Source organism: Blautia sp. ZXY-1-C6 (genome assembly GCF_056339875.1).
Map to the genome: position 1 here is coordinate 1 of NZ_JBWJVQ010000185.1, position 11,948 is coordinate 11,948.

The following is an 11,948-nucleotide window of genomic DNA, read 5'->3' on the forward strand; positions in this document are numbered from 1 at the left end:
TAAATAGATAAAAATGTTGTGGGGAATGAAGAAGAAAGTAGGAAACAGCATGGGACAAGAGGAAAAATATATGGATGAATACATAAAAGAAATATCAGAAAAAATTGAAGATAAAAAAGAATATTATGCCAAAATCAGCGATAAAATCTGGGAGTATGCGGAGCCGAGATTTCAAGAATATAAATCTTCTGAATTACTTCAGCAGACATTAAAGAAAGAGGGATTTTCCATAAAATCAAATCTGGCAGGAGAGGAAACAGCATTTATTGCAGAATACGGTTCCGGAAAACCGGTTATAGGATTTCTTGGCGAATTTGATGCCCTGCCGGGACTCTCGCAGAAAGCAGATACTACCGAGAGAATCCCGGAAGAAAAAACATCAGATTCAAAATATGAAAGCGTGCCGGAAAGAGAAAAGAAACAAAATCCAGATTCAGGACATACTGATAATTGTGGTCATGGCTGCGGTCATCAGCTTATCGGAACAGGCACCCTTGCTTCCGTCATCGCATTAAAAGACTTCATGAAAGAACACAACCTGAAAGGAACAATCCGCTACTACGGCTGCCCAGCCGAAGAAAACGCAGGCGGCAAAGCGTTTCTCGTACGCGACGGCTATTTCGATGACTGTGACCTCGCCCTCTGCTGGCACCCGGAACAGGGACGACGCGCATGCTACGGAAGCACCAAAGCAAACTTCAGAGTCTTCTTCACATTCCACGGAACCCCGGCACACGCCTCCATGTGCCCGGAATTAGGCCGTTCCGCACTGGATGCAGTAGAATTAATGGACGTAGGCGTAAACTACATGCGTGAACACATGATAGACGAAGCCAGAATCCACTATGCCATCACCGACACAGGCGGAGATGCCCCAAACGTAGTCCAGTCCAGAGCCCAAGTACTCTACGCCATCCGCGCCCCGAAGATCACTCAGGTAAAAGAACTCTACAACCGTGTATGTAATATAGCCAAAGGCGCCGCCCTCATGACCGAAACTACCGTAGAAATCCGTCAGGTGGCTGCCTATTCCAATTTAATCTCCAGTAAAATCCTTGCAGACCATATGAACACCTACTTGGAAAAACTTGGCCCGATTCCATATACAGAGCAGGAATATGCCTACGCACAAAAATTCCAGCAGTCCCTCTCGGATCAGGACAAAAACCAACTTCCTACAATTGCCCGGGACTACTTTGGTCCCAAAGCACCGGAAGCAATGAAAACCCCAATCTTCGAACCAATCGCCTGTCAAAATCTGTACAGCGACCTCAAATACTCCACCGATGTAGGAGACGTAAGCTGGATTGTTCCAACCGTCCACCTCAACATCCCCACATTCGCCGCAGGAACCGCTCTCCACTCCTGGCAGGCAGTAGCCCAGGGCAAATCCTCAATAGCTCACAAAGGAATGCTCTACGCCGCCAAAATCATGGCTCTCACTGCCCTGGATTTTTTACAAAATCCAGAACTGGCAAATCAAGCCAGAAAAGAACTGACAGAAACTCTAAACGGCGAAACATATCCCAATCCATTACCGAAAGACCTGAAACCAGAGATATGGTAAAAGTAACATTTTGCCAGTTCCCAGCGCGAAGCCATCTGTCTCCTGGGGTGAATTTGACGAGTCTTAGTAACTCTTAGGTTTGGGAAATCTGCGTTATGGAAAAGAATCGCAACGTGTCTGAGCGAAGTTTGCAACGGAGCGAGTTTTGCATTCTTTTTCATGTTTTTAGCAGATTTACCAAACCTTAGAGTTACTTAGGCTCACGAAACTGAACCCCAGGAGACAGATGGCTTCGCGCGTCCCTGCCCAGTGTCCCTACCCAATCCAAACAAACATTGTAACTATCCATAAAAAATGCTATAATCCATTTCAGAAAAACAAGATAAAAATCTTAAAAAATACAACAACCAGGAGGCACAAAAAATGAGTAAAAAAGTATACATCTTCCTCGCCGATGGATTCGAAGACATTGAAGGCTTAACCGTAGTAGACCTTCTTCGCCGCGCCGGAATCGACATCAAAACCGTATCTATCAAAGAAACCACCCGGATCCAGACATCCCACGGCATCACCATGCTCACCGACGCCATATTCGCTGAAACCGACTTCGCCGACGCCGACATGCTCGTTCTTCCTGGAGGAATGCCGGGAACCAAATACCTTGCCGGTTACAAACCACTCATCGACCTCCTGACAGACTTCAACAATAAAGGCAAAAAAATCGCAGCCATCTGCGCAGCTCCAAGCGTATTTTCCGGACTGGGATTCCTCAAAGGCCGCAAAGCAACTTCCTATCCGTCATTCATGGAAGTTCTCTCCAAAGATGGCGCAGTAACAAGTGAAGACAGCGTAGTAGTAGACGGAAACATAACCACCAGCCGCGGCCTGGGAACGGCTGTAGACTTCGCACTCTCCCTAATTTCACAGCTCGAAAATGAAGAAAAAGCAAAAGAAATCGCAGAATCTGTAGTTTACACACGTTAAAACATCCCAAAACCCTTATTTTTATGCGAAAAAACACTAGCACTTTTGGATTTTTTGTGCTATACTGCTACAATGACTGTAAATATATAATTGAGTTATAAACAGACTTCTTGCGTTACTGACACAGAGTGAACAGTAACTCTCCCGCTTCTGCAATGGTGGGAGCGGAGCTCAGACTTGAATATATAGAAATAGGTAAAAACTGTGAATGATATAACGCAGCTGAAAAACCAGTCGCAAAATATAACCTGAATTTAAGGAGGAACATTGTAACATGAGTTTACAGGTGGAAAAAATGGAAAAAAACATGGCTAAACTTACTATCGAAGTTGCCGCTGAAGATTTAGAAAAAGCAATGCAGAATGCATACCAGAAAGCAAAAGGAAGAATTTCCATCCCTGGATTCCGTAAAGGAAAAGCTCCAAGAAAAATGATCGAGCAGATGTATGGCAAAGGAGTATTCCTTGAAGATGCTGTTAACGCTCTGATTCCGGAACACTACAGCAAAGCATTAGCTGAATGCGAACTTGAGATCGTTTCCCAGCCGACAATCGACATTACACAGGCTGAGCCTGGAAAAGCATTCATCTTCACAGCAGAAGTTGCTGTTAAACCGGAAGTTACATTAGGTGATTACAAAGGTGTAGAAGTACCGAAAACTGAAATCACAGTAACAGACGAAGACGTAGAAGCTGAACTCAAGAAAGAGCAGGAGAAAAACTCCAGAACAATCAGCGTAGAAGACCGCGCAGCTCAGTTAAATGATATCGTAACAATCGACTTCGAAGGATCTGTAGACGGAGTACCTTTCGATGGCGGACAGGCTACAGAGTATCCTCTGACACTTGGTTCCAACACATTTATCCCGGGATTCGAGGAACAGCTTGTTGGTGCTAAAGTTGGCGATGATGTAGACGTAAAAGTTACATTCCCTGAAGAATATCAGGCAAAAGAACTTGCAGGTAAAGAAGCAATCTTCAAATGCGCAGTTAAGAAGATCGAAGCAAAAGAACTTCCTGAACTGGATGATGATTTTGCAAAAGATGTTTCTGAGTTCGATACACTTGCAGAGTACAAAGAGCATGTAAAAACAAACCTTGAAGATAAAAAAGCAGACGAAGCAAAACGTGCAAAAGAAGATGCAGCAGTAGATAAAGCAATCGAAAATGCACAGATGGATATTCCGGAAGCTATGCTTATGACACAGTGTCGTCAGATGCTTGATGATTTCAGCAGAAGAATGCAGTCTCAGGGATTATCCATGGATCAGTACTTCCAGTTCACAGGCATGACTGCTGACAAGATGATGGAAGACATGAAACCACAGGCATTAAAGAGAATCCAGACAAGACTGGTTCTTGAGAAAGTAGCAGAAGTTGAGAACATTCAGCCAACAGAGGAAGAAGTAAATGAAGAGATCTCCAAGATGGCTGAAGCATACAAAATGGAAGCTGACAAGTTAAAAGAATTACTTGGAGAGCGTGAACTTGAGCAGATGAAGAAAGACATGGCTGTACAGAAAGCAGTTACTGTTATCGCTGACGCTGCTAAGGAAGTTTAATTTTAAAGTAATCGAATTTTAAGAACCGGAAAGAGACAGGCTCAGATGTCTGCCTCTTTCGGAAAAAAGTCAGCCGCGTAAATGGAGGCGTTTATATGAGTTTAGTACCTTATGTCATTGAACAGACAAGCAGGGGAGAGAGAAGTTATGATATCTATTCAAGGCTTCTGAAGGACAGAATCATTTTTCTTGGTGAGGAAGTAAATGATGTGAGTGCAGGACTGATCGTATCACAGCTTCTTTTCCTGGAAGCAGAAGATCCTGGTAAAGATATTCAGCTGTATATCAACAGCCCGGGCGGTTCCGTAACAGCCGGCATGGCAATCTATGATACCATGCAGTATATTAAATGCGATGTTTCTACCATTTGTCTTGGAATGGCTGCCAGCATGGGTGCCTTTCTTCTGGCAGGCGGTGCAAAAGGAAAGAGATTTGCTCTTCCGCATTCCACTATCATGATCCATCAGCCATCCGGCGGTGCGCAGGGACAGGCAACAGAGATCCAGATCGTGGCAGATCATATCGCACAGACAAAGAGAACTTTAAATGAGTTATTGGCTGCAAATACCGGTCAGCCGATAGAAGTTGTTGAGCGTGATACAGACCGGGACAACTATATGACTGCTGAAGAAGCAAAGGCATATGGACTGATTGACGGTGTAGTCATGCATAAATAATGCGAAAGATAAGACTCCTGTGAATCGTCACAGGAGTCTTATTAGTTAGTATAGAGAAAGGACAGACATAAATTCATGGCAGAAAAAATGAGAGAAGGAAAAGTAAGATGCTCCTTTTGCCAGAAGACAGAAGATCAGGTAAGAAAACTGATCGCAGGTCCGGATGGTAAAGTATTTATATGCGACGAGTGCATTGGCATCTGCTCAGAGATCATGGAGGAAGAATTAAATCCTTATGATGACGAGGTTTTGAATTCTGATATTAATCTGTTAAAACCGGAAGAGATCCATGCAGTTCTGGATGATTATGTAATTGGTCAGGATGCAGCAAAAAAGGCTCTTTCCGTTGCTGTTTATAATCACTATAAAAGAATTCTTGCGTCAAAAAATTCTGATGTAGAGCTTCAGAAGAGTAATATTCTGATGCTTGGACCTACAGGTTCAGGTAAAACTCTGCTGGCTCAGACACTTGCCAGACTTCTGAATGTACCGTTTGCTATTGCAGATGCTACCACACTGACAGAAGCCGGATATGTAGGAGAGGATGTTGAGAATATTCTTCTCAAGATCATTCAGGCAGCAGATTATGATATTGAACGTGCACAGTACGGAATTATCTATATTGATGAGATTGATAAGATCACAAGAAAATCTGAGAATCCATCCATAACCCGCGATGTTTCCGGTGAAGGCGTACAGCAGGCACTTCTGAAGATTCTGGAAGGTACAGTGGCAAGTGTTCCGCCTCAGGGCGGCCGCAAGCATCCTCATCAGGAGTTTCTTCAGATTGATACAACAAATATTCTGTTTATCTGCGGCGGTGCTTTTGACGGAATCGAGAAGATCATTGAGTCCAGACAGGATACCAAGTCCATCGGTTTCGGTGCAGAGGTTTCTGTTAAGGAAGACAGAAATGTAGGTGAGATCCTGAAGGATGTAATGCCGGAAGACTTTATCAAATTCGGTCTGATTCCTGAGTTTATCGGTCGTGTGCCGGTAGTTGTAACTCTGGATGCGCTGGATGAGAATGCGCTGATCAGTATTCTGAAAGAGCCGAAGAACTCACTTACCAAACAGTATCACAGATTATTTGAACTGGATGGTGTTGAACTTGATTTTGAAGATGATGCACTTGAACTGGTCGCAAAGAAATCTCTGGAACGTAAGACAGGAGCCAGAGGTTTGCGTGCGATCATGGAAGGTTCACTGATGGATCTGATGTATAAGATTCCGTCAGATGACACGATCCGCAAGTGTACAATTACCAAAGATGTAGTAGATGGCACCGGTGAGCCGGAGATCGTCCGCGGAGAAACTCCTGCACAGGCGAAGACAGCCGGAAGCAGAAGAACGTCCCGGACACACAAGAAGGATAAACCGGAAACAGCCTGATGAAAGGGACTGAACAATAAATGACAAATCAGAATATAGTGCTGCCTGCGATCGCTCTCAGGGGGACTACCATCCTTCCCGGGATGATCGTTCATTTTGATGTGAGCAGGGAGCGTTCTGTCAAGGCGATTGAAGCTGCCATGCTTCATGACCAGAAGATTTTTCTGGTTACTCAGATTGATCCTGAGGTGGAATCACCGGATCTGGCAGGTGTATATCATGTAGGAACCATTGCCTATATCAAACAGGTTGTGAAACTTCCGCAGAATCTTTTGCGGGTACTTGTAGAGGGAACGGGAAGAGCCACACTTGTGAAATTTGAGCAGGAGTTTCCGTTTATCAGAAGTGAGATCACACCTGTTGATGAAGAAGAAATGCAGATGCCGGAACCAGTGATGGAAGCCATGCACAGAAGCCTTAAGGAATTATTCCACAGATACTGCATGGAAAATGGAAAAGTCAGCAAAGAGCTGGTAGCACAGATTTTAAATATAGATAATGTTGAGGAACTGGTTGAGCAGATTGCCGTAAATATTCCTTTATCTTATCAGAATAAGCAGAAGATTCTGGAGGCACTTACACTGGAGGAACGTTATGAAGTTCTGGGTGCAATCCTTGGAAATGAGATTGAGATCATGCAGATTGGCAGAGATCTCCAGAAAAAAGTGAAGGCCAGAATTGATAAGAATCAGAGAGAATATATTCTCAGAGAGCAGCTGAAACTGATACGTGAGGAACTGGGTGAGGATAATACTGCGGATGACGCAGAGGAGTTTAAGAAGAAACTCCAGGAACTTCAGGCCGGCGATGAGGTAAAAGAGAAGATCAGCAAAGAAATCGAGAGATTTAAGAATACCAACAGCAATGTATCTGAGAATGCAGTACTGCGTGGTTATATTGAGACCATGCTGGCACTTCCGTGGGAGAAGAAATCCACAGATTCTGATGATCTGAAAGAAGCATGGAAAGTACTTCAGGAAGGTCATTACGGTCTGAAAGATGTGAAGGAGCGTGTGATGGAGTTCCTTTCCGTCCGCAAACTGACACATAAGGGAAAAAGTCCGATCCTTTGTCTGGTAGGACCTCCCGGAACAGGTAAAACCTCCATTGCCCGATCGATTGCAGAAGCAATGCATAAGAAATATGTACGTATCTGTCTGGGCGGTGTGAGAGATGAGGCTGAGATCCGGGGCCACAGAAAGACTTATGTAGGAGCAATGCCGGGAAGGATCACTGCAGCATTACAGCAGGCAGGAGTGAGCAATCCTCTGATGCTTCTGGATGAGATTGACAAGACCAGCAGTGATTATAAAGGAGATACTTCTGCGGCACTTCTTGAGGTGCTTGATCCGGAACAGAACAGCAGATTTATGGATCATTATATAGAGGTTCCACAGGATCTTTCAGAAGTACTGTTTATTGCAACTGCAAACGATGTTCAGGGCATTCCGAGACCACTTCTTGACCGTATGGAACTGATCGAGATCGCAGGTTATACTGAGAATGAGAAGGAACATATTGCAAAGGAACATCTGATTCCGAAGCAGATGGAAGAGAACGGTATCGAGAAAGGTAAACTGACAATCCAGTCAGCGGCTCTTAAGAAGATCATCAACAATTATACAAAAGAAGCCGGAGTTCGAAACCTGGAGAGAACCATCGGACAGATATGCAGAAAAACTGCACGTCTGATCATGGAAGAAGATAAAAAGAAAGTTACAGTGACTTCAAAGAATCTGTCAGATTTTCTTGGAAAAGAGCATTTTAACTATCTTATGGCAAATAAGAAAGATGAGATTGGTATTTCCCGTGGGCTTGCCTGGACACAGGTGGGCGGCGATACACTGCAGATTGAAGTCAATGTAATGCCCGGCAAGGGTGAGCTGATGCTTACCGGACAGTTGGGAGATGTTATGAAAGAGTCTGCACAGGCAGGTATTACTTATATTCGTTCCATTGCTTCTGACTATAAAGTTGAGCCGGAATTTTTCCAGGAAAACGATATTCATGTGCATATTCCGGAGGGGGCAGTACCAAAAGACGGACCATCCGCAGGTATTACCATGGCAACTGCAATCCTTTCCGCAATTATTAAGAAGCCGGTAAGGGCAGACCTTGCAATGACCGGTGAGATCACACTGAGAGGAAGAGTTCTTCCGATCGGCGGTTTGAAAGAAAAACTTCTTGCGGCAAAATATGCTAAGATCAAAGAGGTGTTAGTGCCGGCAGAAAACAAACCGGATATTCAGGAATTAGATAAGGAAATCACAGACGGACTTACCATTACCTTTGTAAGTTCGATGAAGGAAGTGCTTAATAAGGCACTGGTATAAAATAAATGGTCAGTCAGTAAAGATTGACCATTTGTTGTGAAAAAAGAGAGGAAATCAATGGTTATTAAGAATGTATCATTAGATATCGTATGCGGTATTACCAGCAAACTCCCGGACACCAACAGACCGGAGGTTGCATTTGCAGGAAAATCAAATGTGGGAAAATCATCTCTGATCAACGGGCTGATGAACCGGAAATCTCTTGCCAGAACAAGTGCACAGCCGGGAAAAACACAGACCATTAACTTTTATAATATCAATGAAGCCATGTATCTGGTAGACCTCCCTGGTTACGGATACGCAAAGGTTTCACAGTCTGAGAAGGAAAAATGGGGCAAGATGATCGAAAGATATCTTCATACATCCAAAAACCTGAAGGCGGTTTTCCTTCTTATTGATATCCGTCATGATCCATCTGCAAATGACAAGATGATGTATGACTGGATTCTGAACAATGGCTATGAGCCGATCATTATTGCAACGAAGCTTGACAAGCTCAAACGAAGCCAGGTTCAGAAAAATATCAAAGCAATCAAAGAAGGGCTGAAGCTGAGCAAAGATGGCATTATTATTCCTTTCTCTGCTGAGACGAAGCAGGGAAGAGATGAGATCTGGGCTCTGATTGACGAGTTGACCGGACTGGCAGCTACTGAAGAAGCCTGAAAAAATAAATATTCGCTGTTTACTGACGGGATTCTTTTCCTGTGAAAATAAGCAGCAGACAGACAAAATACGAGGACAAAAAATATTATGGGAATTATCAAGGCATTCAAGCTGGGATTTGACTATCTCAAGTATGATGAAGATGGTAACGTGCAGGATACGCAGCGTGCTGTCAATGATGTAAACCTGGACATTGAAGCCGGACAATTCGTGGCTGTTCTGGGACATAATGGTTCCGGAAAATCTACTCTTGCAAAGCACCTGAATGCGCTGTTGCTTCCGACGGAAGGAACTTTGTGGGTAGATGGGATTGACACGTCTAAAGAGCCGGAATTATGGAAAGTCCGACAGAAAGCGGGCATGGTTTTTCAGAATCCTGACAATCAGATCATAGGAACTGTAGTAGAAGAAGACGTAGGGTTCGGACCGGAGAATATGGGTGTGCCCACAGAGAAAATCTGGGAGCGTGTAGATGAGAGCCTGAAAAAAACAGGAATGACATCCTATCGTTATCATTCTCCGAATAAACTTTCCGGCGGACAGAAGCAGAGAGTTGCAATTGCCGGTGTCATGGCAATGCGTCCGAAATGCATCATTTTGGATGAGCCAACTGCAATGCTGGATCCGAATGGACGAAAGGAAGTTCTTGAGGCAGTCAGTGACCTTAACAGACGGGAAGGAGTGACAGTCATTCTGATCACTCACTATATGGAAGAAGTTGTTCATGCGGACAAGGTATATGTTATGGACAACGGAGAAGTGGTGATGCAGGGAACACCCAGAGAGATTTTCTCACAGGTGGAAACTCTGAAAGAATACAGACTGGATGTGCCGCAGGTAACACTTCTGGCACACGAACTTCATAAAGCCGGAGTGGATGTTTCGGAGGGAATACTGACTACAGAGGAGCTGGTGAATGCCTTATGTCAATAGAATTAAAAAATGTAACTTATACCTACAGTCCGGGAACTGCCTATGAGATCCATGCGCTGAAAGATATCAATCTTTCTATTCCGGACGGACAGTTTATCGGAATTATCGGACATACAGGAAGTGGGAAATCTACACTGATCCAGCATTTCAATGCGCTGATCCGTCCAACTTCCGGTACGATCACTTATAATGGAGAGGATATCTGGGGAGAGAAATATGATCGTCGTGCCCTGCGAAGCGAGGTTGGTCTTGTATTTCAGTATCCGGAGCATCAGCTCTTTGAGAATGATGTGCTTTCTGATGTATGCTTTGGTCCCATGAATCAGGGATTATCCAGGGAAGAGGCAGAAGTAGAAGCAAAGAAAGCACTGCAGCACGTAGGTTTCAAGGAGAAAAATTTCAGTAAATCCCCTTTTGAGCTTTCCGGCGGACAGAAGAAAAGAGTTGCTATTGCCGGTGTACTGGCAATGAATCCGAAAATTCTTATTTTGGATGAGCCAACTGCAGGTCTGGATCCGAAAGGACGAGATGATATCCTTGACCAGATCGCAGAGCTTCATAAAGTAAGAGGGATTACCATTATCCTTGTATCCCACAGCATGGAGGATATTGCAAAATATGCGGAGAGACTGATCGTAGTCAATGACGGAGAAATCGCATATGACGATGCTCCCAAAGCAGTATTTGCTCATTACAGAGAGCTGGAAGCCATGGGACTTGCAGCACCGCAGATTACTTATATCATGCATGCGTTGAAGGAAAAAGGCCTGGATGTAGATGTAACTGCTACAACGGTGGATGAGGCAAAAGAGAATATCCTTGCAGTTTTAAGAAAATGTAATCTCGGGAAATTGTCCGGTAACAGACAATCTGTTTCAGACAGTCAGTCGAAAAAAGAAAATGCCAAAGCAGAAACCTTAATTAGTGAGATGGAAGCTGATCTGACTAAGGATGGGACGAAAGAGTCTCATTCAGATGTGCCTGATGAAGATTTAAGCATTCAGAAGGAAACAATGGATAAAAAGTCTGCAGAACAAGAAGAGAATGAGGGAGGGCAGGAAGTATGATCCGAGACATTACAATAGGACAGTATTATCCTGCAGATTCCGTTCTGCACAAAATGGATCCGAGAGCAAAGCTGGTGGGTACGCTGGTGTTCATCATCTCTGTCTTTGTATTCCATACATTTCCGGGATATGCAGTGGCAACTATATTTCTGGCAGCGATGATCATTCTTTCCAAAGTTCCTGTGAAATTTATGTTCAAGGGACTGAAGGCAATCGTGATGCTTCTTATGATCACAGTGGTATTTAATATATTTCTGACACCCGGAAAGGTTCTCTGGCAGTGGGGAATCCTGCATGTGACAGAGGAGGGCCTGAAGCTGGCCGGAAGAATGGCCATCCGCCTGACGTATCTGGTGATCGGTTCTTCTCTTATGACGCTGACTACCACACCCAATCAGCTTACAGATGGTCTGGAACGACTTCTCAGGCCGTTAAATAAACTTCATGTGCCAATCCACGAGATTGCCATGATGATGTCTATTGCGCTGCGTTTTATCCCAATCCTTATGGAGGAAACCGATAAGATCATGAAAGCACAGATTGCACGTGGCGCAGATTTTGAAACCGGAAATATAATTCAGAAGGCAAAAAATATGATTCCGCTTCTGGTTCCGCTGTTTATTTCTGCGTTCAGAAGAGCAAATGATCTGGCCATGGCCATGGAAGCAAGGTGCTATCATGGAGGGGATAACAGAACCCAGATGAAGCCATTGCGTTATGAGTCCAGAGACTACATTTCCTATGTGGTGATGTGGGCTTATCTGGGAATCGCCATTGTTTTCAGAATTGTGGGAATCTGAGAAAGTACTGATATAATTTATAAAGATATTT

Annotated in this window: 9 protein-coding genes and 1 pseudogene; all 10 read left to right on the top strand. The window is 44.0% G+C overall.

From position 1 onward, the window contains the following. Positions 1–70: 70 nt before the first annotated feature. The 10 genes and pseudogenes from AC075J_RS10335 to AC075J_RS10380 all read left to right on the top strand — a co-directional run bounded on the left by AC075J_RS10335 (position 71) and on the right by AC075J_RS10380 (position 11,917). A complete protein-coding gene (locus AC075J_RS10335) occupies positions 71–1,567 on the top strand; it encodes a M20 family metallopeptidase (RefSeq protein WP_070100061.1) in 1,497 nt (498 codons plus the stop codon). 363 nt (positions 1,568–1,930) lie between these two features. Next, on the top strand, positions 1,931–2,491 hold the full coding sequence (locus tag AC075J_RS10340; protein ID WP_025580707.1) for a DJ-1 family glyoxalase III: 561 nt from the start codon (positions 1,931–1,933) through the stop codon (positions 2,489–2,491). A 274-nt stretch (positions 2,492–2,765) separates the two neighbouring features. Then, positions 2,766–4,052, top strand: coding sequence for a trigger factor (tig, locus tag AC075J_RS10345; RefSeq protein WP_008705993.1), 1,287 nt, complete (start codon positions 2,766–2,768; stop codon positions 4,050–4,052). A gap of 95 nt (positions 4,053–4,147) precedes the next feature. Beyond that, positions 4,148–4,729, top strand: a complete 582-nt coding sequence (clpP, locus tag AC075J_RS10350) for an ATP-dependent Clp endopeptidase proteolytic subunit ClpP (protein WP_008705991.1) — start codon at positions 4,148–4,150, stop codon at positions 4,727–4,729. Positions 4,730–4,804: 75 nt separating this feature from the next. Further along, positions 4,805–6,121 carry an ATP-dependent Clp protease ATP-binding subunit ClpX gene (gene clpX / locus AC075J_RS10355; protein ID WP_008705989.1) on the top strand — a complete coding sequence of 439 codons (1,317 nt, stop codon included), beginning with the start codon at positions 4,805–4,807 and terminating at the stop codon, positions 6,119–6,121. A 20-nt stretch (positions 6,122–6,141) separates the two neighbouring features. Then, entirely contained in the window at positions 6,142–8,454 is a 2,313-nt protein-coding gene (gene lon, locus AC075J_RS10360) for an endopeptidase La (protein ID WP_008705987.1), read from the top strand. Between the two features lie 57 nt (positions 8,455–8,511). After that, positions 8,512–9,117, top strand: coding sequence for a ribosome biogenesis GTP-binding protein YihA/YsxC (gene yihA / locus AC075J_RS10365; protein ID WP_008705985.1), 606 nt, complete (start codon positions 8,512–8,514; stop codon positions 9,115–9,117). An 87-nt stretch (positions 9,118–9,204) separates the two neighbouring features. Continuing rightward, on the top strand, positions 9,205–10,050 hold the full coding sequence (locus AC075J_RS10370; RefSeq protein ID WP_008705983.1) for an energy-coupling factor transporter ATPase: 846 nt from the start codon (positions 9,205–9,207) through the stop codon (positions 10,048–10,050). Next, a pseudogene (locus AC075J_RS10375) lies at positions 10,041–10,886 on the top strand (energy-coupling factor transporter ATPase); the annotation flags it as partial. The gene AC075J_RS10370 and the pseudogene AC075J_RS10375, both read left to right, overlap by 10 nt. A 227-nt stretch (positions 10,887–11,113) precedes the next feature. After that, positions 11,114–11,917: an energy-coupling factor transporter transmembrane component T family protein gene (locus AC075J_RS10380; RefSeq protein ID WP_008705979.1), complete on the top strand. Its 804-nt coding sequence runs from the start codon at positions 11,114–11,116 to the stop codon at positions 11,915–11,917. The last annotated feature ends 31 nt before the right edge of the window (positions 11,918–11,948 follow it).

What these genes read in the sequence shown, in the direction of transcription:
- AC075J_RS10335 (WP_070100061.1), top strand. Translation starts at nt 71, where the DNA reads ATGGATGAATACATAAAAGAAATATCAGAAAAAATTGAAGATAAAAAA.
- AC075J_RS10340 (WP_025580707.1), top strand. Translation starts at nt 1,931, where the DNA reads ATGAGTAAAAAAGTATACATCTTCCTCGCCGATGGATTCGAAGACATT.
- tig (WP_008705993.1), top strand. Translation starts at nt 2,766, where the DNA reads ATGAGTTTACAGGTGGAAAAAATGGAAAAAAACATGGCTAAACTTACT.
- clpP (WP_008705991.1), top strand. Translation starts at nt 4,148, where the DNA reads ATGAGTTTAGTACCTTATGTCATTGAACAGACAAGCAGGGGAGAGAGA.
- clpX (WP_008705989.1), top strand. Translation starts at nt 4,805, where the DNA reads ATGGCAGAAAAAATGAGAGAAGGAAAAGTAAGATGCTCCTTTTGCCAG.
- lon (WP_008705987.1), top strand. Translation starts at nt 6,142, where the DNA reads ATGACAAATCAGAATATAGTGCTGCCTGCGATCGCTCTCAGGGGGACT.
- yihA (WP_008705985.1), top strand. Translation starts at nt 8,512, where the DNA reads ATGGTTATTAAGAATGTATCATTAGATATCGTATGCGGTATTACCAGC.
- AC075J_RS10370 (WP_008705983.1), top strand. Translation starts at nt 9,205, where the DNA reads ATGGGAATTATCAAGGCATTCAAGCTGGGATTTGACTATCTCAAGTAT.
- AC075J_RS10380 (WP_008705979.1), top strand. Translation starts at nt 11,114, where the DNA reads ATGATCCGAGACATTACAATAGGACAGTATTATCCTGCAGATTCCGTT.